Genomic DNA, 25,576 nt, shown 5'->3' with positions numbered 1-25,576 from the left:
TCCGCGGCCGTCGTGACCGGTCGGGGCGGTGCGGGTGAACGCGCGGCGCGCAGGCGGTGAACACGGCGGGTGCGGCCGGGAGGCGCGGTGCGGGCCCGGCGCGCAGGGTGCGGTCAGCGACAGGTCGCGTCGGGCCGGGGTCGGGTCGGCCGGGGTCGCGTCGGGCCGGGTCGCGTCCGGCCGGTCTGCGGACTCCCGCACCACGCGTGCGGGGAACGTGCGGGGGACGTCCAGGTGGCCGACGGCCGCACCGGTACGGTGAGCGGGTGGCAGACGCACTCGAGGACTTCTACGCGATCATCCCGGCCGGCGGCATCGGCTCCCGGCTGTGGCCGCTCTCCCGCGCCGACGCGCCCAAGTTCCTGCACGACCTGACCGGCTCCGGGGCCTCGCTCCTCCGGCAGACCTGGGACCGGCTCGCCCCGCTCGCCGGCGACCAGCGGATCATGGTCGTCACCGGCCGGGCGCACCGCGCAGCGGTCGAGGCGCAGCTGCCGGGCGTCGCGGACCACAACGTGGTGCTCGAGAGCGAGCCGAAGGACTCCACCGCGGCCATCGGCCTGGCGGCGGCGATCCTGCGCCGGCGGGAGCCCGACGTCGTCATCGGGTCCTTCGCGGCGGACCACGTCATCGGGGACGCCCGCGGCTTCCGCCGCTCCGTGCGCGAAGCGGTGGCCGCCGCCCGCGCCGGGTACATCGCCACCATCGGCATCACGCCGACGGAGCCGGCGATCGGGTTCGGGTACATCCACGCCGACGGCGTCGCGCTCGAGGTCGAGGGCGCCGCCACCGTGCACGCCGTGCGGTCGTTCGTCGAGAAGCCCGACCTGGAGACCGCCACCGCGTACCTGGAGGAGGGCAACTACCTCTGGAACGCCGGCATGTTCATCGCCCGCGCCGACGTGCTGCTGGCCGAGATCGGCCGGACGAAGCCCGAGCTGCTCGCGGGCATCGAGGAGCTCGCGGCTGCGTGGGACACCTCGTCCCGCGGGGCCGTCGTCGACGCCGTCTGGCCCGGGCTCGAGAAGATCGCGATCGACTACACCGTCGCCGAGCCGGCCGCGGCCGCCGGACGCATGGCGGTCGTGCCCGGCGACTTCGACTGGGACGACGTGGGCGACTTCGCGTCGCTCGCGAAGCTGCAGTCCGGCGGTCGGGCGAACAACCTCGCCGTGCTCGGCGACGGCGCACGCATCCTCGCGGACTCGTCGAGCGGCATCGTCGTGGCCCACAGCCAGCGGCTCATCTCGCTCATCGGGGTCGAGGACATCGTCGTCGTCGACACCCCGGACGCCCTGCTCGTCACGACGAGTGCGAACGCGCAGCGGGTCAAGGGTGTGGTGGACGCACTGAAGATCAGCGGTCGAGGCGACGTGCTGTAGCGCTCCACCACGAAATGCCTCCGGACCCCCAGGAGTGGGGGCGCGGGAGTGACGCTGCGTTACGGGCGCGTTTCGACGGGGTCGCGATCCCGTAACTGATCCCAGGAGTCCTCCAGGGGCGTTCTGTACCGGCTCGACGGTCGTGTACTGTCGCCACGATCGCCCGGAACAGCACGTGGTCCGGGCACCGCCCCCCGGAGGAACCAACCCGTGACATCTCGTACCCGTCAGGTCGTGCTCAGCGGCCTCGCGCTCGTCGGCACCATGGCCGTCCTGGCCGGCTGCTCGGCAGCCCCGTCCGACACCGCCTCGGCGAAGAAGACCGACTTCCGCCCCTGCATGGTCTCCGACGCCGGCGGCTTCGACGACAAGTCGTTCAACCAGCTCGGCTACGAGGGCATGGTCGACGCGGCGAAGGAGCTCGGCGCCGACTCGAACAAGGCCGAGTCGAAGGACGCCACGGTCTACGACTCGAACATCGAGCAGCTCGTCAACCAGAACTGCAACCTGATCATCACGGTCGGCTTCAACCTCGCCGACGCCACGAAGAAGCAGGCCGCGGCGAACCCGGACACCGAGTTCGCGATCATCGACGACAACTCGATCGACGCCAAGAACGTCAAGCCGATCACCTTCGACACCTCGCAGGCGGCGTTCCTCGCCGGCTACGCGGCCGCGTCGTACTCGAAGACCGGCGTCGTCGGCACCTTCGGCGGCATGCAGATCCCGACCGTCACCATCTTCATGGACGGCTTCGCGGACGGCGTCGCCTACTACAACGAGCAGAAGAAGAAGGACGTCAAGGTCGTCGGCTGGAACGTCGAGACCGGCAAGGGCTCCTTCACCGGTGGCTTCGAGGCGGGCACGCAGGCCAAGTCCGTTGCGCAGACGCTCCTCGACCAGGACGCCGACGTGATCCTGCCGGTCGGTGGCCCGATCTACCAGTCGGCTGCCGAGGCGATCAAGGACGCGAACAACGGCTCCGTCCTCATCGGCGCGGACAGCGACCTCTACGAGGCCGATCCCCGCTACAAGGACATCGCCTTCACCTCGGTGATGAAGGGCATGCGCCCGGCCGTCAAGGACGTCGTCGAGCAGGCGGCGGACGACAAGTTCTCGAAGGAGCCGTACGTCGGCACCCTGAAGAACGACGGCGTCGGCATCGCGCCGTTCCACGACTACGAGTCGAAGGTCGACTCGGGTCTGCAGGACGAGCTCGACACGATCAAGTCGGGCATCATCGACGGCTCGATCAAGGTCGAGACCCAGTCGAACAAGTAGTCGGGTGAACGCGGGCGGGGGATCGATCCTCCGCCCGCGTTTCCGCGCGTCCGCCCACGGGTGGCGTGCTGACCAACAGGAACGCAGTAGACACCATGAAGCTCGAACTCCGCGGCATCACGAAGCGGTTCGGCCCGCTCGTCGCCAACGACCACATCTCCCTCACCGTCGAACCCGGTGAGGTGCACTGTCTCCTCGGTGAGAACGGTGCGGGCAAGTCCACCCTGATGAACGTGCTCTACGGCCTGTACCAGGCGGACGAGGGCGAGATCCTGCTCGACGACGTCGTGCAGGACTTCGACGGTCCCGGCGACGCCATGCGCTCGGGCATCGGCATGGTCCACCAGCACTTCATGCTCGTGCCGGTGTTCACCGTCGCCGAGAACGTCATGCTCGGCCAGGAGCAGACCACGTTCGGCGGTCGGCTCGACCTGGCGGGCGCCCGGCAGCGCGTCCGCGACATCAGCGACCGCTTCGGGTTCGACGTCGACCCCGACGCCCGGGTCGAGGACCTGCCCGTCGGCGTGCAGCAGCGCGTCGAGATCATCAAGGCGCTCTCGCGGGACGCGAAGGTGCTCGTCTTCGACGAGCCGACCGCCGTCCTCACGCCGCAGGAGACCGACGAGCTGATGGGCATCATGCGCCAGCTCCGTGCGGCCGGCACCGCCATCGTCTTCATCACGCACAAGCTCCGCGAGGTGCGCGAGGTCGCCGACCGCATCACCGTCATCCGTCTCGGCAAGGTCGTGGGCGAGGCGTCCCCGACCGCCACGAACAACGAGCTCGCCGCGCTCATGGTCGGGCGTGCGGTCTCGCTCGTCGTCGACAAGGCGCCCGCGTCCGGGGGCGAGGACGCCCTCGTGGTCGACGGCGTCACCGTGACCGACGCCTCGGGCGTCGTGCTCGTGGACGACGTCTCGTTCTCCGTCCGACGCGGCGAGATCCTCGCCATCGCCGGGGTGCAGGGCAACGGCCAGACCGAGCTCACCGAGGCGATCATCGGGCTCGAGCCCGTGCACGCCGGGCGGATCACGCTCGACGGCCGGGAGCTCACCGGTCGCACCGTCAAGCAGGTGCTCGACGCCGGCGTCGGCTTCGTGCCCGAGGACCGCAAGGAGGACGGCCTGGTCGGCGAGTTCACCATCGCCGAGAACCTCATGCTCGACCGCGCCGACCACGACGAGTTCGTCCGAGCCGGCACCATCCGGGCCGCCGAGCGCGACGCGTTCGCCGACGAGAAGATCGCCGAGTTCGACATCCGCACGCCGTCCCGCACCACCGCGGCGGGCCGGCTGTCCGGCGGCAACCAGCAGAAGATCGTCCTCGCCCGCGAGCTCAGCCGCGAGCTGCGGCTGTTCGTCGCGGCGCAGCCGACGCGCGGCATCGACGTCGGGTCGATCGAGTTCGTGCACAAGCGCATCGTCGCCACCCGCGACACCGGCGTCCCGGTCATCGTCGTCTCCACGGAGCTCGACGAGGTCGTGGCGCTCGCCGACCGGATCGCGGTCATGTACCGCGGCGGCATCGTCGGCATCGTCCCCGCGGACACCCCGCGCGACGTCCTCGGCCTGATGATGGCCGGGGAGATCCCCGAAGGAACGGAGCTGGCAGCGTGAGCACCCCCACGCCAGACGACGCACGGCCGGCGACCCCGGCCGAGGCGTCCACCGACGACCGCCTGCAGGACGTCGAGGGCACCCCGCACCTCATGACGGACTCGGCGGAGGACACCGAGCGCCGCGCCGGCGGCGGTGACCGCTGGAGCACCGCGCTGCAGAGCATCGTCAACGGGTCCGTGCTCGTCACGGTCCTCGCCGTCGTGCTCGCGCTCGTCGCCTGCGGCATCCTCATCGCCGTCACCGACGAGAACGTCCGCGCCGCGGCCGGCTACTTCTTCGCCCGTCCCGCCGACACCTTCCGGGCGGTCGGCACGGCCGTGGGCGGCGCCTACTCCTCGCTGTTCCAGGGATCGGTCGTCAACTTCGGTGCGGCCTCGTTCGCGCAGGCGATCGCCCCGATCACGCGCTCGGTCGACTACGCCGTGCCGCTGATCGCGGCCGGTCTCGGCATCGCGCTGTCGTTCCGCGCCGGCCTGTTCAACATCGGCGGCCAGGGCCAGATCCTCGTCGGCGCCGCGGCGGCCGGCTGGGTCGGGTTCTCGTTCGACGGTCCCGCCGTGGTCCACATCCCCCTCACCGTCGCCGCGGGCATCGTCGGCGGCGCGATCTGGGGCGGCATCGTCGGGCTCCTCAAGGCCCGCACCGGTGCCAACGAGGTCGTCCTGACGATCATGCTCAACTACGTCGCGCTGTACCTGGTGAGCTACCTGCTCCGCACCCCGGGGCTGCTGCAGGCACCGGGCAGCTCGAACCCGATCTCGCCCGCGACGAAGGAGAGCGCCGTCTTCCCGGCGCTGTTCGGGCCGCGCTTCGGGATCGACCTCGGCTTCGTCGTCGCCCTCCTCGCGGTCGTCGTCGTGTGGTGGCTCGTCAACAAGTCGTCGCTCGGCTTCCGCTTCCGCACGATCGGTGAGAACCCGCGTGCGGCCCGCGTCGCCGGCATGAGCGTGCCCGCCCTGACGATCTGGGTGATGGTCATCTCCGGCGCGCTCGTCGGCATCGCCGGCGCCTACCAGGTGCAGGGGGCCGTCACGTCCGGCTTCACCTCGGGCATCGACGCCGGCATCGGCTTCGACGCCATCACGGTCGCGCTGCTCGGCCGCTCCAAGCCGTGGGGCGTCTTCTGGGCGGCGATCCTGTTCGGTGTCCTGAAGAACGGCGGCTACGCCATGCAGGCCGCGAACGACATCCCGATCGACATCGTCGGCGTCATCCAGGCCCTCATCGTCCTCTTCATCGCCGCTCCGCCCCTCGTCCGCGCGATCTTCCGGATCCCGCAGCCGGGCGCCCGACGCCGCGCCCGTGGCGCGAAGAACCCCCGGAAGGCGGTCGCCGCATGAGCACCATCAGCCCCACCGCGGCATCCGCACCCGCGCTCTCCGACCGTCCGGTCGAGACCACCCGCAGCTGGAAGGCGCCGATCGGCTTCGCCGTCTTCACGGTCCTGGCCGTGCTGTTCTTCGGCGTCCTGCACCGCTCCGGCGACACCACGTTCCGGCTCGCGAACGGCGGCGACTTCTTCGCGCTGCCGAACGTGCTCCTGCCGGCGACCGGCACGGGCATCGTCGTCATCGTCCTGCTCGCCCTCGTCACGGTGTACGCCGTCGTCGAGGTCCGCGGCTCGCGCCGGGTCCCGCTCTGGGTCACCGCGGTCTTCGCGGTCCTCTTCGTCATCGGCTTCCTGACGTGGTCGGCGGCGGGGGACACCATCCCCGTGCCCGGCCTGCTCGTCGGTGCGCTCGGCCTGAGCGTCCCGCTCGTGTTCGGTGCCCTCGGCGGCGTCATCTCCGAGCGGGTCGGCGTCGTGAACATCGCCATCGAGGGCCAGTTCCTCGCCGGCGCCTTCACGTCGGCGATGATCGCCTCGCTCACCGGCTCCGCGTGGGTCGGCCTCGTCGGTGCGCTCGTCGCCGGTGTCCTGGTGTCGTTCGTCCTCGCGGCGTTCAGCATCAAGTACCTGGTCGACCAGGTGATCGTCGGTGTCGTCATCAACGCGTTCATCTCCGGCCTCACCGGCTTCCTGTACTCGCAGGTGCTGTCGCCGAACGAGCAGACGCTGAACATCGGCATCCGCTTCCCGAAGATCGAGATCCCGCTGCTGCACCAGATCCCGGTCATCGGCCCGGTCTTCTTCGAGCAGACCGTCGTGGTCTACCTGGCCTACGTCGCGGTCGCGGTCGTCACCTTCGCGCTGTTCAAGACCCGCTGGGGCCTCCGCCTCCGCGCGGTCGGCGAGCACCCGCAGGCGGCGGACACGGTCGGCATCAACGTCGCCCGCACGCGCTTCTGGAACGTCTCGCTCGCCGGCGCGATCGCCGGTCTGGGCGGTGCGTACTTCACGCTCGACGCGGTCGGACCGTTCACGAAGGACATGACCGCGGGGGCGGGCTACATCGCCCTCGCCGCCGTGATCTTCGGTCGGTGGGACCCGATCCGTGCGACGCTCGCGGCGCTGCTGTTCGGCTTCGCGTCGAACCTGCAGAACATCCTCGGCGCGATCGACTCGCCCGTGCCGAGCGAGTTCCTGCTCATGCTGCCCTACGTGGTGACGATCTTCGCGGTCGCCGGCCTGGTCGGACAGTCGCGGGGACCGGCTGCCACCGGCAAGCCGTACATCAAGAGCTGACGGACGGGAGGCACGGCACATGACCGACACGGACCACACGGGTGACCAGGGGGTCACCACCGACCCCGCGACCGGCGAGCCGGTCTGGACGGACCCGGCCACGACCCTCCAGGCCGACACCGAGGTCGACGTCGACGCGAGCGTCGACGTCGACGCGAGCGTCGACGTCGACTGGACCGCCCTGCGGGAGGCCGCGACCGCCGCGATGCGGCGGGCGTACGCGCCGTACTCGTCGTTCCCGGTGGGCGCCGCGGCGCTCACCGACGACGGCCGGATCGTCTCCGGCTGCAACGTCGAGAACGCGTCCTACGGCGTCACCCTGTGCGCCGAGTGCTCGCTCGTCTCGCAGCTGCACATGACCGGCGGCGGCAGGCTCGTCGCGTTCACGTGCGTGGACGGCGACGGCGCGACGCTCATGCCGTGCGGACGCTGCCGACAGCTCCTCTTCGAGCACTCGACCGAGGGCATGCTGCTCGAGACGGTCTCGGGCATCCGCACCATCGACGAGGTCCTGCCCGACGCGTTCGGGCCGCGCACCCTCGCCACCTACCAGCAGGAGCACTGACATGGCCGTCGAGCCGTTCGACACCGTCGACCTCATCCGCACGAAGCGTTCCGGCGACGCGCTGAGCACGCCCGAGATCGACTGGCTGGTCGACGCCTACACGCGCGGCTACGTCGAGGACCCGCAGATGGCGGCCCTCGCGATGGCGATCTTCCTCAACGGCATGGAGCGCCGGGAGATCAAGGACCTCACGCTGGCGATGATCGCGTCGGGGGAGCGGATGTCGTTCGGCTCGCTCGGCAAGACGACCGTGGACAAGCACTCCACGGGCGGCGTCGGCGACAAGATCACGCTGCCGCTGGCGCCCCTCGTGGCGTCGTTCGGCGTCGCGGTGCCGCAGCTGTCCGGGCGCGGGCTCGGGCACACGGGCGGCACGCTCGACAAGCTCGAGTCGGTCCCCGGCTGGCAGGCGGCGATCTCGAACGACCGCATGATGGACGTGCTCCGTGACGTCGGCGCGGTCATCTGCGCGGCCGGCTCCGGCCTGGCTCCCGCGGACAAGAAGCTCTACGCGCTCCGCGACACCACCGGCACCGTCGAGTGCATCCCGCTCATCGCGTCGAGCATCATGTCGAAGAAGATCGCCGAGGGCACGGGCGCGCTCGTGCTCGACGTGAAGTTCGGCTCCGGCGCGTTCATGCCGACGTACGAGGCATCGCGAGAGCTCGCGCAGACCATGGTCGACCTCGGGAACGACGCCGGGGTCGCGACCTCGGCGCTGCTGACCGACATGGAGGTCCCGCTCGGGCTGACGATCGGCAACGCGCTCGAGGTGCGCGAGTCGGTCGCGGTCCTCGAAGGCGATGGTCCGGCCGACGTCGTCGAGCTGACGGTCGCGCTGGCCACCGAGATGCTCACGCTCGCCGGGCTGCCGGACGCCGACCCGGCGGCCGCACTCGCCGACGGCCGTGCGATGGACACCTGGCGGCGGATGATCGAGGCGCAGGGCGGCGACGCGTCCGCCGCGCTCCCGGTCGCCCGCGAGCAGCACGTCGTCACCGCGACGGAGTCCGGGGTGCTCGTGCAGCAGGACGCCCTGCCGTTCGGCATCGCCGCGTGGCGACTGGGCGCCGGTCGGGCCCGGGCGCAGGACCCCGTGCAGGCGGGGGCGGGCATCGAGCTGCACGTCAAGCCGGGCGACACCGTCACCGCCGGGCAGCCGCTGTGGACGCTCCACACCGACGAGGCCGACCGCTTCGACCGCGCGCTCGCATCGCTCGAGGGTGCGTGGGCGATCGGGACGTCGGCCGAGCCCCGTGGGCCGATCGTGCGCGAGCGCATCGCGTCCTGACCACGTCCGGAGGCTTCCCGCACCGCTGTGGGAAGCCTCCAGTGCGTGTCGGCCGCTGTTGTCCACAGGTACCTGCACGGAGTCGGTGACCACCGATAGCCTGGACCGCATGAGCGCCGACGCCCCGACCCACCGCCTGCCCGACGCCGGAGCGGTCATCGACGACCTGCCGAAGGTCTCGCTGCACGACCACCTCGACGGCGGCCTCCGGCCCGCGACGATCGTCGAGCTCGCCGCAGAGGCCGGCATCGACCTGCCGACCACCGACCCCGAGGCACTCGGGCAGTGGTTCGCCGACCAGGCGGACTCGGGTTCGCTCGTCGAGTACCTGAAGACCTTCGACGTCACGACCTCGGTGATGCAGACGGCCCCGCAGCTGCACCGCGTCGCGAAGGAGTTCGTCGAGGACCTCGTCGCCGACGGCGTCGTCTACGGCGAGATCCGCTGGGCGCCCGAGCAGCACCTGCGCGGTGGACTGACCCTCGACGAGACGGTGGAGGCCGTGCAGGCCGGCATCGCCGAGGCCGTCGACGCGGCCGGCGGCTCGATCCGCATCGGGCAGCTCGTCACCGCGATGCGGCACGCCGACCGGTCCCTCGAGATCGCCGAGCTCGCCGTCCGGCACCGCGACCGCGGCGTCGTCGGCTTCGACATCGCGGGGGCTGAGGCCGGCTTCCCGCCGGCGAACCACCGGGCCGCCTTCGACTACCTGGCGTCCGAGCTCTTCCCGACGACGGTCCACGCCGGCGAGGCCGACGGCCTGGCCTCGATCCGCTCGGCACTCGTCGACGGCCGGGCGCTCCGCCTCGGCCACGGCGTGCGGATCTTCGAGGACGTCACGCTGTCCGACGCCGGTGACGGGTCGACCCTCGCCGCCCTCGGCGAGGTCGCCTCGTGGGTGCGCGACCGGGAGATCCCGCTCGAGGTCGCGCCGTCCTCGAACCTGCAGACCGGTGCGATCGCGGCGTGGGGCGACGACCTCGCCGACCACCCGTTCGACGTGCTGTACCAGCTCGGCTTCCGCGTCACGGTGAACACCGACAACCGCCTGATGAGCCGGACGTCGCTCTCCCGCGAGCTCGCCCTGCTCGCCGGCACCTTCGGGTACGACCTCGACGACCTCGCCGCCTTCCAGATCAACGCCGCGCTCGGCTCGTTCCTGCCGCTCGAGGACCGCGAGGAGATCATCGCGACCATCACGGCCGGACACCAGGAGGCGTAGTCCGATGTCCCTCCCGCCGCTGCCGGACGACGCGGTCGTGCTCGGGGCCGACGCGTCCTCGTGGCGTGAGGCGCTCGGGCTCGTCGGTGCGGCACTCGTGCGCTCCGGGGCCGCGACGCCGCCGTACACGGACGCCATGGTCGAGCTCGTCGAGGAGCACGGCCCGTACATCGTGATCTCGCCCGGGCTGGCCTTCGCGCACGCCCGGCCGGGGCCCGCGGTGCTGCGGGACGGCCTGGCGGTCGTGACCCTGCGCGGACCGGTGTCGTTCGGGCACCCGCACAACGACCCCGTGTCGGTCGTGCTGGGGCTGGCGGTGGCGGAGGTCGGCACGCACCTCGAGTCGATCGGCGCGATCGCGAACACGTTCAACGACGACACCGTGACCGGGCGCCTCGCAGCGGCGTCCTCGGCGGACGAGGTCCGGACGATCCTCGGGGCACCGGCGTGAAGATCGTGACCATCTGCGGCGCGGGCATCGGCTCGAGCGGCATCCTCAAGGTGAACGCCGAGAAGGCCCTCGGCGCGCTCGGGCTGTCGGCGTCGGTCGTCGCGGCGGACGTGGGGTCCGTGCGCGCCGTCGCCGAGGACGCGAACGTGATCCTCACGAGCGCGGAGTTCGTCGAGGCGATCGGGGACACCTACGCCGAGGTCATCGTGATCCGGAACCACTTCGACCAGGGCGAGATCACCGCGGCCGTGGACCGGGCGCTCGGGGAGCACTGACGGCTGTCCACAGGGCCGCGTGGTCGGCTCTCCGCTCGACGCTCGCGCCCTAGGATCGGGGCATGAGCACGGAGAACCCGCTGAACGACCCCGCCGCCGACCCGTTCGAGGTCGCCCGCGACGCCGCCGCCGTCATCGCCGACCGGTCCGGCATCGAGCGGCACGACATCGCCCTCACCCTCGGGTCCGGGTGGGGCAAGGCCGCCGACATCATCGGCGAGACCGTGTCCGAGATCCCCGCGGCCGAGGTCCCCGGCTTCAGTGCCTCCGCCGTGCCCGGGCACTCCGGCACGGTGCGTTCGATCCGCCTCGAGGACGGCCGTCACGCGCTCGTCATCGGTGCCCGCACCCACTACTACGAGAACCACGGCGTCCGCCGCGTCGTGCACAGCGTCCGCACCGCCGCCGCCACGGGGGCGTCGATCATGGTGCTGACGAACGGCGCCGGTGGCATCAAGGAGACCTGGACGCCCGGCACCCCGGTGCTCATCAGCGACCACATCAACCTCACCGCGGACAGCCCGCTCGAGGGCGCGACGTTCGTCGACCTGACCGACCTGTACTCGTCGCGGCTGCGCGAGGTCGCGAGGTCGATCGACCCGAGCCTCGACGAGGGCGTCTACACGCAGTTCCGCGGCCCCCACTACGAGACCCCGGCCGAGGTCCAGATGGCGAAGACCATCGGCGGGCACATCGTCGGCATGTCGACCGCGCTCGAGGCCATCGCCGCCCGCCAGGCCGGGATGGAGGTCCTCGGCTTCTCCCTCATCACGAACCTCGCCGCGGGCATCCAGAAGACGCCGCTGTCGCACACCGAGGTCCTCGAGGCCGGCAAGCAGGCCGAGCCGGTCATCGCCGACCTCCTCGCCCGCGTGGTGGCGGCACTGTGACCCGGCACGACGGCCCCTCCGACGGCGCCATCGCGGACGGTGACCTCGGCGAGGGCGCCGAACCCCTCGACGGTCTGGAGGCGCTCCTCACCACCGCCAGGTCGTGGTCGTCCCAGGACCCGGACGACGAGACCCGCGCCGAGCTCGACACGCTCGTCTCGTCCGCCGCGTCCGGGGACGCCGCAGCGGCGGACTCGCTGCGCGAGCGCTTCTCCGGCCGCCTGACGTTCGGTACCGCAGGCCTCCGCGCCGAGCTCGGAGCCGGGCCGCAGCGGATGAACCGCGTCGTCGTGACGCAGGCCGCCGCCGGCCTGGCGCGCTTCCTGATCGACACCGGGCGCGACCGGAGCGTCGTGATCGGGTACGACGGCCGCGTGAACTCCGACGTGTTCGCCCGCGACTCCGCCGAGGTGATGCGCGGCCTCGGGCTCGAGGTCACGCTGCTGCCGTCGGCGCTGCCCACACCGGTGCTCGCGTTCGCCGTCCGGCACCTCGGGGTCGGCGCGGGCGTGATGGTCACCGCCAGCCACAACCCGCCGCGGGACAACGGCTACAAGGTGTACCTCGGCGGCGAGGACGACGGGTCGCAGATCGTGCCGCCGGTCGACGGCGAGATCGCCGCGGCGATCGACGCCGTCGCCGCCGGTGACGTGCGCGAGCTCGCCCGGGCGACCGACTACACGGTGGCGGGCGACGCCCTGGTGCAGGCCTACGTCGACGCGACGGCCGCGACGGTGCCGGCCCCGAGCCTCCCGGTCGACGCCCAGCCGACGGTCGTCTACACGGCGATGCACGGTGTCGGGTGGGAGACCGCCCGCGCGGTGTTCGCCGCCGCGGGCTTCGCCGAGCCGGCCGTCGTGCCGGAGCAGATCGAGCCGGACGGGGCGTTCCCGACGGTGTCGTTCCCGAACCCGGAGGAGCCGGGCGCGATGGACCTGGCGATCGCCCGGGGCGTCGCCGTCGGTGCCGACCTGGTCATCGCCAACGACCCCGATGCCGACCGTCTCGCGCTCGCGATCCCGGACGGCTCCGGGTCGTTCCGACGGCTGTCCGGCAACGAGGTCGGCTGGCTGCTCGGATGGCGCGCGGCCGCCCGCGCCGAGGAGGCCGGCACCGGCGGGACCCTCGCCGCGTCGATCGTCTCCTCGCCGGCGCTCGCCCGCGTCGCCGAGCACCACGGCCTGGCCTACCGGGACACCCTGACCGGCTTCAAGTGGGTGTCGCGCGTCCCCGACCTGGTCTTCGGCTACGAGGAGGCGCTCGGCTACCTGGTCGACCCCGCGGTCGTCCGCGACAAGGACGGGATCTCGGCCGCGCTCGCGCTGCTCGACCTCGCCGTGTCGCTCGCCGCCTCGGGGAAGACCATCGCCGACGAGCTCGACGCGTTCGCGGTGCGGTTCGGGGCGTTCGCGTCCGGGCAGGTCGCCACGCGTGTCGACGACCTGTCGCGGATCGGCGAGGTCATGGCGGCCCTGCGCGCTGCTGCGCCGACGACGCTCGGTGGCCGGACGGTGTCGCAGGTGACCGACTACGTCGACGGCGTCGAGGGCTTCCCGCCCTCCGACATCCTGCGCTACGACCTCGACGGGGGTGCGCGGGTCATCGTGCGCCCGAGCGGGACCGAGCCCAAGGTGAAGGTGTACATCGACACCGTGGCGCAGTCGCCCGCCGAGGCGCAGGCGCTCGTCGACGCCCTCGCCGCCGACGTCCGCCCGCTGGTGTCGTAGCCCGCCGGCGCCGCCGCCGCGCGCCGCCGCCGCCGCCACCGCGCTGTCGAACCGCGGATCCGACATCGAACCACGCCCTGCGCCTGGTTCGACGTCGGATCCGTGGTTCGTCACTCGTCGTCGCGGCGCTGTGGAACGGGGGCGTCCTCCACGCCGCGGCCGTCGAGCGCGGTCGGGGAGCCCGAGGATCGGCATCCTGACCAGATGACCGTTCCGAACGTCGTCCGAGAGCACCCGGACCCGGCCGCGGCACGCCGCCAGCGGCGCATGGTCGAGCGTGGGGCGCTGGTCGTGATCGGCTACGGGGCGTTCGCCGTCCAGGCCGAGTGGGACGTGGCGACCGAGTGGGAGCGACACATCGCTCGGACGAGGGCAGCGCACGAGCGAGCACCCGAGACCGTGGTGTCCCACGCATCCGCGGTCGTGCTCCACCGCCTGCCGTGGATCCTGCCCGTGCCCGACCGGGTGACGCTGACCGATCCCCGCCGGACCACGACGCAGCGGACCCGGCACGTCGACAAGGTGCCCGGTGCCGGCCGTCGGGTGCGCACCGCGGTCGTCGACGGACTGGTCGTCACCGACGTCCCCGAGACGGCGATCGACGTCCTCCTACGGTACGACCGTGGCCGTGCGCTGGCGGTCGCGGACGCGGCCGTCCGTCGGGGCGTGGAGCAGTCGGACCTCCAGGAGATGCTCACGCGACGGCTCCCCGTCCGCGCGCACCGCCGCGCTCGACAGGTGCTCGGACTCGCGTACGGGCTGTCCGAGTCGGCGGGGGAGAGCGTCACGCACCTGGTCATGCACGACGTCGGCTGCCCGCCGCCCGTCCAGCAGCAGGTGTTCAACGACGCTTCGGGTCTGATCGGCCGGGTCGACTTCTGGCTGCCTGACCAGGGCCTCGTCGTCGAGTTCGACGGGCTCGCGAAGTACCGCGATCCCGATCTGCGCGTCGGGCGTTCCGCGGACGAGGTCGTCATCGCGGAGAAGCTCCGCGAGGACCGCCTCCGAGCGCTCCCGGAGGTGCGCGGCGTCATCCGCCCGGTCTGGCGTGACGTCGTCCCGGGAGGACGCTTCCCCGCGATGCTGGCCGATGCCGGCGTCCCGGTGCGTCGTGGGCTCCGCGTGACGCCCGAGTGGTGAGCGCGACGAACCACGAAAGCGACGTCGAACCAGGGGTGGGCCGTGGTTCGACGTCGCTTTCGTGGTTCGAAGCGGAGTGGCCCTACGCGAGCTCGAGCAGCACGTGGCCGGACGAGACCGTCTGGCCGACGGGGGCGTTCAGCCCCGTGACGACGCCGTCCCGCGGGGCCTGCACGGGCTGCTCCATCTTCATGGCCTCGAGGACGACGAGCAGGTCGCCCTTCACCACGGTGTCACCCTCGGCGACCGCGGTCTTCACGACCGTGGCCTGCATCGGCGACGTCACGGAGCCGGACGACACCAGACCGCCCTTCACGCCGGACGACCGGCGCTTCGGGGGAGCGGACGGGCCCGCGGGGCGACGGCCAGCAGCACCGGCGGCGCCACCGCCGACGATCGACGGCATGGTGACCTCGATGCGCTTGCCCTGGACCTCGACGACGACGCTCTCGCGCGCCACGGGAGCCGGGAGCTCCTCGGGGGAACCGCTCCAGGCGGGGATGTCGTTCTGGAAGTCGGTCTCGATCCACTGCGTGTACACGCTGAACGGCGTCGCGTCGTCCGTGGCGAAGGCCGGGTCGGACACGACGGCGCGGTGGAAGGGCAGCACGGTCGGCAGACCGGTGACCTCGAACTCGGCGAGGGCACGACGGGAGCGCTCGAGCGCCTCCTCGCGCGTGGCGCCGGTGACGATCAGCTTCGCGAGCATCGAGTCGAACGAGCCGGACACGACGTCGCCGGACACGACGCCCGAGTCGACACGGACGCCGGGGCCGGACGGGGCGTTGAACGCGTGGACGGGGCCGGGCGCCGGGAAGAAGTTGCGGCCCGGGTCCTCGCCGTTGATGCGGAACTCGAACGAGTGGCCGCGGGGGGCGGGGTCCTCGTAGTCGAGCGTGCCGCCCTCGGCGATGCGGAACTGCTCGCGGACCAGGTCGATCCCGGTGACCTCCTCGGACACGCAGTGCTCGACCTGCAGGCGGGTGTTCACCTCGAGGAACGACACGGTCCCGTCGGCGCCGATGAGGAACTCGCACGTGCCGGCACCGACGTAGCCGACCTCGCGGAGGATCGCCTTCGACGACTCGTACAGCCGCGTCTCCTGCTCGGACGTCAGGTACGGCGCCGGTGCCTCCTCGACGAGCTTCTGGTGCCGGCGCTGCAGCGAGCAGTCACGCGTGGAGACGATGACGACGTTGCCGTGCTCGTCCGCCAGGCACTGCGTCTCGACGTGCCGCGGCTTGTCGAGGTACTTCTCGACGAAGCACTCGCCGCGACCGAAGGCGGCGATGGCCTCGCGGGTCGCCGACTCGAAGAGCTCCTCGACCGACTCGCGGGACCGCACGACCTTCAGCCCTCGCCCGCCACCACCGAAGGCGGCCTTGATCGCGACGGGCAGCCCGACCTGGTCGACGAAGTCGAACACCTCGGACACGTCCTGCACGGGTTCGATGGTGCCGGGGGCCAGCGGCGCGCCGACCTTCTCGGCGACGTGCCGGGCGGAGACCTTGTCCCCGAGGCGCTCGATCGACTCCGGCGACGGGCCGATCCACGTGAGCCCGGCGTCGATGACGGCGCGCGCGAAGTCGGCGTTCTCGGCGAGGAACCCGTAGCCCGGGTGCACGGCGTCGGCGCCGGAGCGGCGGGCCACCGAGATGATCTTGTCGATGACGAGGTAGGTGTCGGCGCTCGTGGTGCCGTTCAGCGCGTAGGCCTCGTCCGCCAGGCGGGCGTGGAGCGCGTCACGGTCCTGGTCGGCGTACACGGCGACCGATGCCTTGCCTGCGTCGCGGGCCGCGCGGATGATGCGGACGGCGATCTCGCCGCGGTTCGCGATGAGGACCTTGCTGATACGGGGCATGGTGAGTCAGCCTATTCGTGCCACGGCAGCCGGAATTGACCGGCACGTACAAAGAACGACGTCGATCGAGTGTGGATGTCTACAGCGACCAGAGGTCGTGCCACGCGACGCCGAACCCGCGGAGCAGCATCGACCGGAGCACGGGCAGCGACAGGCCGACGACGGCCGAGGGTGCTCCGTCGATCCGGGTGATGTACGCGGCCGCCCGGCCGTCGATGGTGAAGGCCCCGGCGACCTCGAGCGGCTCGCCCGTCGCGACGTACGCGTCGATCTCCTCGGAGTCCATGTCGTCGGCGAACGTGAGCACCGCACTGTCGACCGCGACGACGTGGTCGCCGGCGGCGACCAGCGTCGACCCGCCGGGCTCGACGTCCCCCAGGTGGCCGGCCACGCCGAGCGCCCCGCCGCCCGACGGGTCCACCTGTCGGACGGGAGGCACGGTGCCGGCCCGCCCCGCGCCTCCCGTCCGGTCCGTGGTCGAGTCCAGGGCCGCGTCCGGCCCGCGGTCCAGCCGTCGGTCCACGACGCAGTGTCCGCTCCACAGGGTGCCGCCGCCCGCGGCGAGCATCTGCCGCCACCGCTCGCGGGCGACCTCCGGGTCGTGGGGCTTGCCGTAGAGCACACCGTCCACCTCGAACGCGGAGTCGCCGCCGAACACGAAGCCGTCGACGGGGGAGCCGGCGATCCGGGCGTCCGCGACGGCGTCCGCCTTGGCGACCGCGAGCAGCCCGACCAGCTCCGGTCCGGTCAGGTCGCGCCCGAGCGCGGCGGACGCGGCGGCCACCGCGGCGTCCTCGTCGACCCCCGGCGCGACGAGCACGGGTTCGATGCCGGTCTGCGCGAGGAGCGCACGGCGGGCGGGGGACGTACTCGCGAGGTACAGACGCATGGGAACATCGAACCATGGGTGAATCCGTCGGCACGCTGCTCGAACTCGACGTCACCGGGATCGCCCACGGCGGCATCTCGGTGGCACGGCACGAGGGGCGCGTGGTCTTCGTCTCGGACGCGGTGCCGGGGGAGCGCGTCGTCGCCCGGGTGACCGAGGACCGCAAGAAGTCGTTCTGGCGCGCCGACACGGTGTCCGTCGTGACGCCGAGCGAGCACCGTGTCGACCACGTCTGGCCCGAGGCAGCGCTCGACCGCGACCCGGCCGTGCGCGCCGGCGGTGCCGAGTTCGGCCACATCGCGCTCTCGCACCAGCGCACGCTCAAGCACGACGTCCTGGTCGACGCGTTCTCGCGGTTCGCTCGGACCGACCTGACCGAGGTCCTCGGGCACGACGTCACGGTCGAGTCTGCCCCCGGCGACGACGAGACGAACGGCCTCGGGTGGCGCACGCGTGTCCGTCTGCACGTCGACGAGGACGGCACCGCCGGGCCCTTCGCCGCCCGGTCGCACACGGTCGTGCCGGTGACCTCCCTGCCCCTCGCCGCCCAGCGCGTGCAGGACGCCGCGCCGCTGGCCCGCGGGGCGATGCCGGGGGCCTCGGTCGTCGACGTCCTCGCCCCGAGCGGTGCCGAGGGCGCCCGACTCGTGATCGACGAGCAGAAGCCCACCGTCGTGACCGAGGTCGTGGGGGACCGCTCCTTCACCGTCGACGACACCGGCTTCTGGCAGGTGCACCGGCAGGCGCCGGCCGTGCTCACCGCGGCCGTGCAGGACCTGGTCGACCGGGACCGGCTCGACCCCGAGGGGCAGCACCTCGACCTCTACGGCGGCGTCGGGCTCCTCGCGGCGGCACTCGGGGACGTCGTCGGTCCGAAGGCCCGGATCACGAGCGTCGAGAGCGCCGCGCGCGCCACCGAGCACGCGCAGGAGAACCTGGCCGAGTGGATCGGTGCCCGTGCCGAGACGGGTCGCGTGGACCGCTGGCTCGCCCGGACCGCGGCGGACGCCTCCCGACCGGAGCTGCAGCGCTTCCGCGCCGGCACCGTCGTGCTCGACCCGCCCCGCTCGGGAGCCGGTCGCGAGGTCGTCGTGCAGATCGCGGCCCTGCAGCCGGCGCAGGTCGTGTACGTCGCCTGCGACCCCGTCGCCCTCGCCCGCGACGTCGCGACCTTCGCGGACCTCGGCTACCGGCTCGAGGCGCTGCGGGCCTTCGACCTCTTCCCGCACACCCACCACCTGGAGGCCGTCGCGCGGCTCGTGCCGATCGCCTGAGCCGCGCGGGCCCGGCCCGGTGTGCCGCGGTGTGCAGGAACACCGTCGGGGCCGCCGACACGGGTATCCTCAGACGATGATCGCTCCCGGCGACAGGGGCCGGGCGTGCATCGGAACGAGAGGCCACCGTGGCAGCAGACACGAACACCAGCAGCGGAGCGACCGGACTGGCCACCAGGCCCGTCCGTGTCGCCGTCGTCGACGACCACGAGTCCGTGCGGCTCGGCATCCAGGCGGCGTGCCAGAACGAGGGGTTCGAGGTGGTGCTCACCGCCGCGAGCGTGCCCGAGTACGTCGCGAACCTCGGCGGGCGTGAGGTCGACGTCGTCGTGCTCGACCTGTCGCTCGGCGACGGCTCGACCGTGACCGCGAACGTCAAGGGCGTGCAGGGGACCGGATCGGCGGTCCTCGTGCACTCCATCGCCGACCGGGTCGCCAGCGTGCGCGAGGCCCTGGCCGCAGGGGCGGCCGGCGTCATCCCGAAGTCCTCGGCGACGAAGACGGTGATGGCCGCCGTCGCCACCGTCGCCCGCGGGGACGTCCTCAACAACCTCGAGTGGGCGAGCGCGATCGACGCCGACCGCGACTTCGCGAAGGCGCAGCTCGGACGGCGTGAGCGCGAGATCCTGCACCTCTACGCATCCGGCCTGCCGCTCAAGCTCGCCGCGCAGCAGCTCGGCATCGGCTACTCGACGGCCCGGGAGTACCTCGACCGCATCCGCGTGAAGTACGTGGAGGTCGGACGTCCGGCGCCGACGAAGGTCGACCTGCTCCGTCGTGCCGTCGAGGACGGGATCCTCCCGGGCCTCGACTCCGGCATCGACCCCGACACCGACGGCCGCTGACGACCGTGGCCACCACGGCCGAGCCGGCGAGGTCCCGGCGCACCGACCGGACCGCACCGGGCGACACCGCCACCCGCGCCGCCGCAGCGCCGTCCGTCGACGTCGGTCCCGGCGCGGCGACCGGGGCGTCGTCGACGTCGGCACCGTTCGGTGCCGATCCGACGCGAGGGGTGCGGTCCGCCATCACCCAGGCGTCGGTCGAGCGGCTGTTCTCGGTGCTCCTCGCACTGACCGCCATCGGGTTCGGGGCGCTGTACGCGCCGAAGGTCGTCGGCCAGTTCCCGAACCTCGACCAGGTCTGGGGTCCGGTGTCGGCGGCGGCACTCGGTGCCTCGTTCCTGTTCGTCGGGGCGACGGCGTTCGTGCAGCGGTTGGCGCAGGTCGCGCAGATCAGCTGTGCCCTGCTGTTCCTCGTCGTGCTCGTCACGTGGCCGCTCACCGTGCACCAGGCGATCCCCGCAGACCAGGTCCCGTGGCCGTGGTGGTTCTGCACGGTCGGCTCGACCGCGGCCGCGCTCGGCTTCGCGCCCTGGCGCGCCACGGTCTACACCGCGCTCGTGCCCGCCGTCTACGTGGCGATCCGCCTGACGCCGCTCGGGGGCGAAGCGGGACTGCCCGCCGTGCTCCAGGGCGTCTTCACCGCGTTCCTCAGCGGCGCGGTGCTCGTCATCGCCGTGCTGCTGCGTCGCGCGGCGGCCGCGGTGGACACGGCGCAGGCGACGGCGGTCCGGCGGTACTCGGCGGCCATCCGCGAGCACGCGACCGAGGTCGAGCGCGTGCAGGTGGACGCGATCGTGCACGACAGCGTGCTCACGACCCTGCTCTCCGCTGCGCGGGCGGACACACCCGAGGCCCGGGCGCTCGCGGCGCGGATGGCCCGGAACGCGATCGACCACCTCGCCGCCGCCGCCACCGACCAGCCCGGCGAGGCCCCGCCGGTCCCGGTCCACGAACTGCGGGACCGGATCGCCGAGGCCGTCGACGGGCTCGCCGCACCGGTCCGGCTGATCGACGGGCACGACGGTGGGCTGCGTGTGCCGGCCATCGTCGCGGAGGCCCTCGCCGCCGCGGCGGTCCAGGCCTCGGTGAACAGCGTGCAGCACGCCGGGGGACCGCAGGTCGACCGCTGGGTGAGCGTCGACCAGCGCGGCAGCGCGGTGCGCGTCGAGGTCGGTGACGACGGCGCTGGCTTCGACCTGGGCGCCGTCCCGGCAGCCCGGCTCGGCGTCCGGCGGTCGATCGTCGAGCGTGTGCAGGCCGTCGGCGGTACCGCCGTGGTCTCGAGCAACCCCGGCGCGGGGACGCGCATCCGGCTCGAGTGGACCCCGGAGGTGCCGGCGTGAGGGTGTCGCTGCCCGCGCGGGTCGCGATCGGGCTCGCCGCGCTGTTCTCGGTGTACCAGCTCGTGCTCGGCTTCGCCTCGTTCACGACGGTGACCGACGTCTCGCCCGTCGTGGCGTGCATGGCCCTCTACGCCGTGGCGAGCGCGGTCGTCCTCTTCGCCCCGGGGAGGGCGCTGCCGGTCTGGGCGGCGTGCTTCGCGCTCGCCACGGCGCTGGTGCTGCCGGTGATCGCCGCCCCCGTCGCCGACCTCGCGCACAAGAACGACTCGACGACCTGGTGGGTCGCCGCCGTCGGCACGCTCATGGTCGTGCTCGTCGTGCGGGGCCGCCGCGCGTTCGCGTGGGTGGGCGTGGCCTTCCTGACGCTCTACGTCGTGCTGTGGGCGGGGCCGGGTGCGTTCGCCGACCTCGGGGTCGCCGGCAGCGTCGCGTGGGTGGCGATCGCGACGTGGTTCGCCGTCGCGATGAGCCGGGCGACCACGGCGACCACGGAGTTCCTCCGCGCCGAGCAGGAGACCGCCGACTGGCAGGCCGCGCAGGACGCCCACGTGTTCGAACGGCAGCTCCGCCTGAGCCAGACGACCCGGATGGCGCTGCCGATGCTGCAGCAGGTCATCGCGCAGGGGGGCGACCTGACGGAGGCGGAGCGCGCGGAGAGCCTGCACCTCGAGCAGGCGATCCGCGACGAGATCCGCGGGCGCTCGCTGCTCTCCGACGACGTCCGTGACGAGGTCATGCGCCTCCGACGACGGGGTGCCACCGTGCAGCTGCACGACGACGGCGGCCTCGACGAGCTCGAGGTGGAGGACCTGCGGCGCGTGCACGCCGAGATCGCCGAGGCGTTGCGTCGGGCCCGCGGGGCGGACAACGTGATCGTGCGGACCGTCGCCGAGGGCGCGGACGCGGCGGTCACCGTCGTGGGGCTGCGGCTCGACACGGCGGCGAGCGAGTCGGCGGCCCTCGGAGCGGGGCTGGACGACGAGGACGGGGACGAGGACGACTCCGTCGTGCTCTGGCTCGAGATCCCGCGGCACGCGACCGTCTGACCCGCAGCCGTCGCGCGACGAGCGACTGCGGAGTTGCAGGCTTCTGCGGCGTGACGGGCGACTGCGGCGCGGAGTGCGGCCGGCAGCCCGAGCTGTGGGGAGCGAGACCGGATCGAGGATGGTGCCGGAAACGGGGAACGGGCCGGTTCCGAGGAACCGGCCCGTTCACGACCCGAGCCTGAGCGACAACCCGAATACCGCCCTGGCTCGTAGCTGGTCGATGGCGTCGTACCCTAGTCGGCCACCGACCGATGATGTTCTTCGTTGAAGGACACCGAACACGAACTACTATGCCCGGTCCGCACGGGCGTGTCAGTCGTCATTTCGGGGGACAAATCAGCCCGTTCCGGTGCCGTGCCCCGCGCGGTGTCCCCCGATCAGGGGGAGACGGACCGGGAAGTGCACGCTGCAACCCGTCGATCCGGTCGCGAGCGGCGCTCGGCCACGGGGTACATCGTCGCCCGGTTCCCCCCGGACGCGCAAGACCCCCGCCGGTGAACGGCGGGGGTCGGGTGCGCGGCTGGTGCGGCCGGGGGGGTCAGCGGATCGAGCGGCTCCAGGCGTCGTGCCCGTGCTCGAGCGGGCGGCGCAGGCCGCGCGCCGAGGCGTCCCAGCCGGCGCGGGGCGACACGGTCACGTCGGCACGCCCGGCGGCGGCGACCTCGTCTGCCCGGCGCTGCAGCACGGCGACGACGGCGGCGAGTTCCTCGGGGCTCGGGTCCCCGGCGACGACGGTCACGTCGGCCCCCGTCCCCACGAGAGCGTCGGTCGGCACGAGAGCGTCGGTCGGCACCGGAGCGTCGGCGGGCACGGCCGCGGCGTGGCGACCCATCAGGCGTCGCCTCCGGGGCCCTCGGTGCACTGCACGGCCGTCACAGCGGGATGTTCCCGTGCTTCTTCGGCGGCAGCGCGGCACGCTTGCCCCGCAGTGCCCGGAGCGCCTTGATGACCGCGACGCGCGTCGCGTGCGGCTGGATGATCCCGTCGAGCTCACCGCGCTCGGCCGCCAGGTACGGCGACGCGACGTTGTAGGTGTACTCGTTCGCCAGCCGCGCCCGGACGGCGGCGACGTCCTCGCCGGCCTCCTCGGCGCGCTTGATCTCGGCGCGGTACAGGATGTTGACGGCGCCCTGCCCGCCCATGACCGCGATCTCCGCCGTGGGCCAGGCCAGGTTGATGTCGGCGCCGAGCTGCTTCGACCCCATCACGATGTACGCCCCGCCGTACGCCTTGCGGGTGATCACCGTGACGAGCGGCACCGTCGCCTCGGCGTAGGCGTAGAGGAGCTTCGCCCCGCGGCGGATGACACCCGTCCACTCCTGGTCGGTGCCGGGCAGGTAGCCGGGCACGTCGACGAGGGTGAGGATCGGGATGCCGAACGCGTCGCAGAACCGGACGAAGCGGGCTGCCTTCTCGCCGGCGTCGATGTTCAGCGTGCCGGCCATGGCCTGCGGCTGGTTGGCGATGATGCCGACCGTACGGCCCTCGACCCGACCGAAGCCGACCATGATGTTCGGCGCGAAGAGCGGCTGGACCTCGAGGAACTCGCCGTCGTCCACGACGTGCTCGATGATCGTCGTGACGTCGTACGGCTGGTTCGTCGAGTCCGGGATGACGGTGTCGAGCTCGTGGTCGGCGTCGGTGGTCTCGAGCTCGGGCGCGACGTCGTAGGCGGGTGCGTCGGACAGGTTGTTGTCCGGCAGGAAGCCGACGAGCGAACGGGCGTAGTCGAGCGCGTCGGACTCGTCCTCGGCCAGGTAGTGCGCGACCCCGGAGACGGCGTTGTGCGTCTGTGCACCGCCGAGCTCCTCGAAGCCGACGTCCTCGCCGGTCACGGTCTTGATGACGTCCGGTCCGGTGACGAACATGTGGCTCGTCTTGTCGACCATGATCACGAAGTCGGTCAGGGCAGGGGAGTAGACCGCACCGCCGGCGGCCGGGCCCATGACGATCGAGATCTGCGGGATGACACCGGAGGCCTGCGTGTTGAGGCGGAAGATCTCGCCGTACTTGCCGAGGGCGACGACGCCCTCCTGGATACGGGCGCCACCGGAGTCGAGGATGCCGATGATCGGCACCCCGGTCTTCAGCGCGTGCTGCATCACCTTGACGATCTTCTCGCCGGCGACCTCGCCCAGGGACCCGCCGAAGACGGTGAAGTCCTGCGCGTAGACCGCGACGTTGCGGCCGTGGATCGTGCCGACGCCGGTGACGACCGCGTCGCCGTAGGGCCGCTTGGCGTCCATGCCGAACGACGTCGTGCGGTGGCGGACGAACTCGTCGAACTCGACGAACGAGTTCTCGTCGAGGAGCTGCTCGATGCGCTCGCGGGCGGTGCCCTTGCCCTTCGCGTGCTGCTTCGCGATGGCGGCCTCGCCCGCGGCGGTCACGGCCTCGTGGTACCGGTCGCGCAGGTCCGCGAGGCGACCGGCCGTGGTCGAGAGGTCGGGGGTGTCTCCTGTGGTCACCCGCTCACCCTACCGGCGGGCACGGACGGCCCCGGTTGGAGGACCCCCACGGTTCCTGCCCGTACATTTGCGTGCATGTCCACACCGGAGCAGGCCGACCTGCCGCGATCCCGTGCCGTCGTCGAGGCCGCGGGCGGGCGGTTCGACCGCCGCGACCGGACCGGTTCGACGAACGCCGACCTGCTCGCCGTCGCGCCGGACCGGCCGCACGGCAGCGTCGTGGTGACGCTCGACCAGACCGCGGGTCGCGGGCGTCTCGACCGCACCTGGAGCGCCCCGGCCGGGCAGGCGCTCGCCGCGAGCGTCCTCGTCCGCGCCGACCTCGACGACCGCGACCGCGGCTGGCTGCCGCTCGTCGCCGGACTCGCGATGCGCGACGCGGTGACCGCGGTGCTGCCGGACACGACCGGGCCGGGTCGCGCCTCCCGTCCGACCGACGACGACGCAGGCGGCACGACGGAGCCGCGCGTGCTGGTGAAGTGGCCGAACGACGTCCTCGTCGACGGCCGCAAGGTCTCCGGGATCCTCTGCCAGGTCGCGTCGGACGGCAGCGTCGTCGTCGGGGCCGGCGTCAACCTGACCATCCCCGCCGACCGCCTGCCGACGCCGACGTCCACCTCGCTCGCGGTCGCGGGCGCCGTCGACGACGCACCCACCCTGGCGGACGCGGTGCTGTCCGCCGCCACGACGGCCGTCCTGGAGGCGGTGGCCGCCCTGGTCGCGGGCGGTCACGCCGCGCAGACGGTGCGGTCCCGCGTCCGGGCCGCCTGCGGCACGATCGGTCGCCGCGTCCGCCTGGAGCTGCCCGACGGCACGGTGGAGGAGGTCGACGCCACCGGCATCGACGACGACGGCCGCATCACGATCCGGGATCGGGACGGCCGGTCCAGGGGCGTCGCGGTGGGGGACCTCACCCACCTGCGGTATGCATGACGGCATGACCGCCGAGACGCCGCCCGAACGCGTCGTCGCGCGACTCCGGCCCCACGCCCGCCGGCTGGTCCGCCCGGCCGTCTTCGTCGTGCTCGTGGCACTCGCCGGGGGCTTCGGCTTCGGCGTCTTCCGGGCGCAGCTCGCCTGGCTCAACGTCGTCGTCGCCGGTCTGACCGTGCTGCTCGTGGTGCTCGGGGGACTCGTCCCGCTGCTGCGGTGGATGTCCGAGCGGTACGTCGTCACGACCCGGCGGCTCGTCGTGTCGCACGGTCTCGGCACCCGCACCCGCCGCGAGCTCCTGCACTCCCGCGGGTACGACGTGACGGTCCGGCGGCAGGGCATGCAGGGGGTGTGGCGCTCGGGCGACGTGCTCGTGTTCCCCGGCGACGAACCGCCGCTCGTGCTCGCCGACGTGCCGCACGCCGACCTCGTGGTCGCGGTTCTGCAC

General features: G+C 72.5%; 23 protein-coding genes. 19 read left to right on the top strand and 4 right to left on the bottom strand.

The annotated features are described in order from the left end of the window. Nucleotides 1-266: 266 nt before the first annotated feature. The 13 genes from H7A69_RS08005 to H7A69_RS07945 all read left to right on the top strand — a co-directional run bounded on the left by H7A69_RS08005 (nt 267) and on the right by H7A69_RS07945 (nt 14,469). Entirely contained in the window at nt 267-1,382 is a 1,116-nt protein-coding gene (locus H7A69_RS08005) for a mannose-1-phosphate guanylyltransferase (RefSeq protein WP_182046568.1), read from the top strand. 210 nt (nt 1,383-1,592) lie between these two features. After that, nucleotides 1,593-2,663 carry a BMP family protein gene (locus H7A69_RS08000; protein ID WP_182046567.1) on the top strand — a complete coding sequence of 357 codons (1,071 nt, stop codon included), beginning with the start codon at nt 1,593-1,595 and terminating at the stop codon, nt 2,661-2,663. Nucleotides 2,664-2,758: 95 nt separating this feature from the next. Then, a complete protein-coding gene (locus H7A69_RS07995) occupies nt 2,759-4,279 on the top strand; it encodes an ABC transporter ATP-binding protein (RefSeq protein ID WP_069712219.1) in 1,521 nt (506 codons plus the stop codon). Next, entirely contained in the window at nt 4,276-5,622 is a 1,347-nt protein-coding gene (locus H7A69_RS07990) for an ABC transporter permease (RefSeq protein ID WP_411469356.1), read from the top strand. Before H7A69_RS07995 ends, H7A69_RS07990 begins: the two co-directional genes overlap by 4 nt. Beyond that, a complete protein-coding gene (locus H7A69_RS07985; RefSeq protein WP_182046566.1) occupies nt 5,619-6,908 on the top strand; it encodes an ABC transporter permease in 1,290 nt (429 codons plus the stop codon). Before H7A69_RS07990 ends, H7A69_RS07985 begins: the two co-directional genes overlap by 4 nt. Before the next feature lie 181 nt (nt 6,909-7,089). Then, nucleotides 7,090-7,473 carry a cytidine deaminase gene (locus H7A69_RS07980; RefSeq protein ID WP_069712349.1) on the top strand — a complete coding sequence of 128 codons (384 nt, stop codon included), beginning with the start codon at nt 7,090-7,092 and terminating at the stop codon, nt 7,471-7,473. Between the two features lies 1 nt (nt 7,474). Then, complete coding sequence (locus tag H7A69_RS07975; RefSeq protein WP_182046564.1) at nt 7,475-8,764, top strand: thymidine phosphorylase; 1,290 nt, start codon at nt 7,475-7,477, stop codon at nt 8,762-8,764. Between the two features lie 109 nt (nt 8,765-8,873). Continuing rightward, nucleotides 8,874-9,986: an adenosine deaminase gene (locus H7A69_RS07970; RefSeq protein ID WP_069712223.1), complete on the top strand. Its 1,113-nt coding sequence runs from the start codon at nt 8,874-8,876 to the stop codon at nt 9,984-9,986. 4 nt (nt 9,987-9,990) lie between these two features. Next, a complete protein-coding gene (locus H7A69_RS07965; RefSeq protein ID WP_069712224.1) occupies nt 9,991-10,437 on the top strand; it encodes a PTS sugar transporter subunit IIA in 447 nt (148 codons plus the stop codon). After that, nucleotides 10,434-10,712, top strand: coding sequence for a PTS sugar transporter subunit IIB (locus tag H7A69_RS07960; protein ID WP_069712225.1), 279 nt, complete (start codon nt 10,434-10,436; stop codon nt 10,710-10,712). The genes H7A69_RS07965 and H7A69_RS07960 overlap by 4 nt, the downstream gene beginning before the upstream one ends. 62 nt (nt 10,713-10,774) lie before the next feature. After that, complete coding sequence (locus tag H7A69_RS07955; protein ID WP_182046563.1) at nt 10,775-11,602, top strand: purine-nucleoside phosphorylase; 828 nt, start codon at nt 10,775-10,777, stop codon at nt 11,600-11,602. Nucleotides 11,603-11,676: 74 nt separating this feature from the next. After that, nucleotides 11,677-13,329 (top strand): phospho-sugar mutase, encoded by a 1,653-nt coding sequence (locus H7A69_RS07950; RefSeq protein WP_182046604.1) that lies wholly within the window; start codon nt 11,677-11,679, stop codon nt 13,327-13,329. A gap of 204 nt (nt 13,330-13,533) precedes the next feature. After that, nucleotides 13,534-14,469, top strand: a complete 936-nt coding sequence (locus tag H7A69_RS07945) for a hypothetical protein (RefSeq protein ID WP_182046562.1) — start codon at nt 13,534-13,536, stop codon at nt 14,467-14,469. Between the two features lie 82 nt (nt 14,470-14,551). Here the strand turns inward: H7A69_RS07945 and H7A69_RS07940 are convergent, their stop codons facing one another. Further along, the gene (locus tag H7A69_RS07940; protein WP_182046561.1) at nt 14,552-16,330 is read right to left on the bottom strand and encodes an acetyl/propionyl/methylcrotonyl-CoA carboxylase subunit alpha; all 1,779 of its coding nucleotides are present in this window, start codon (nt 16,328-16,330) and stop codon (nt 14,552-14,554) included. 79 nt (nt 16,331-16,409) lie between these two features. After that, nucleotides 16,410-17,219 carry a Maf family protein gene (locus H7A69_RS07935; RefSeq protein ID WP_182046560.1) on the bottom strand — a complete coding sequence of 270 codons (810 nt, stop codon included), beginning with the start codon at nt 17,217-17,219 and terminating at the stop codon, nt 16,410-16,412. 14 nt (nt 17,220-17,233) lie between these two features. On the opposite strand from H7A69_RS07935, the gene H7A69_RS07930 reads away from it, so the two are divergent. The 4 genes from H7A69_RS07930 (at nt 17,234) to H7A69_RS07915 (ending at nt 21,727) form a co-directional block, all read left to right on the top strand. After that, nucleotides 17,234-18,493, top strand: a complete 1,260-nt coding sequence (locus tag H7A69_RS07930; protein ID WP_182046559.1) for a class I SAM-dependent RNA methyltransferase — start codon at nt 17,234-17,236, stop codon at nt 18,491-18,493. Between the two features lie 128 nt (nt 18,494-18,621). Continuing rightward, complete coding sequence (locus H7A69_RS07925; protein WP_069712231.1) at nt 18,622-19,338, top strand: response regulator transcription factor; 717 nt, start codon at nt 18,622-18,624, stop codon at nt 19,336-19,338. A 5-nt stretch (nt 19,339-19,343) separates the two neighbouring features. Further along, nucleotides 19,344-20,681, top strand: a complete 1,338-nt coding sequence (locus H7A69_RS07920; protein WP_182046558.1) for a sensor histidine kinase — start codon at nt 19,344-19,346, stop codon at nt 20,679-20,681. Continuing rightward, complete coding sequence (locus tag H7A69_RS07915) at nt 20,678-21,727, top strand: hypothetical protein (RefSeq protein ID WP_259346140.1); 1,050 nt, start codon at nt 20,678-20,680, stop codon at nt 21,725-21,727. Before H7A69_RS07920 ends, H7A69_RS07915 begins: the two co-directional genes overlap by 4 nt. A gap of 538 nt (nt 21,728-22,265) precedes the next feature. Here H7A69_RS07915 and H7A69_RS07910 read toward each other — a convergent pair. Both H7A69_RS07910 and H7A69_RS07905 read right to left on the bottom strand, forming a co-directional pair. After that, nucleotides 22,266-22,559, bottom strand: coding sequence for an acyl-CoA carboxylase subunit epsilon (locus H7A69_RS07910; RefSeq protein ID WP_182046557.1), 294 nt, complete (start codon nt 22,557-22,559; stop codon nt 22,266-22,268). A gap of 40 nt (nt 22,560-22,599) precedes the next feature. Beyond that, nucleotides 22,600-24,195, bottom strand: a complete 1,596-nt coding sequence (locus H7A69_RS07905) for an acyl-CoA carboxylase subunit beta (protein WP_069712232.1) — start codon at nt 24,193-24,195, stop codon at nt 22,600-22,602. A gap of 75 nt (nt 24,196-24,270) precedes the next feature. Between H7A69_RS07905 and H7A69_RS07900 the strand changes: the two genes are divergently transcribed. Both H7A69_RS07900 and H7A69_RS07895 read left to right on the top strand, forming a co-directional pair. After that, on the top strand, nt 24,271-25,128 hold the full coding sequence (locus tag H7A69_RS07900; protein WP_182046556.1) for a biotin--[acetyl-CoA-carboxylase] ligase: 858 nt from the start codon (nt 24,271-24,273) through the stop codon (nt 25,126-25,128). 4 nt (nt 25,129-25,132) lie between these two features. Then, nucleotides 25,133-25,576: PH domain-containing protein (locus H7A69_RS07895; protein ID WP_182046555.1), on the top strand; the 444-nt coding region annotated here is incomplete at its 3' end.

Origin of the sequence: Curtobacterium sp. ME26 (assembly GCF_903970945.1) — a bacterium.
In the GTDB taxonomy this organism is placed as follows: domain Bacteria; phylum Actinomycetota; class Actinomycetes; order Actinomycetales; family Microbacteriaceae; genus Curtobacterium; species Curtobacterium citri.
This window is presented reverse-complemented; position numbering and strand designations above follow the sequence as displayed.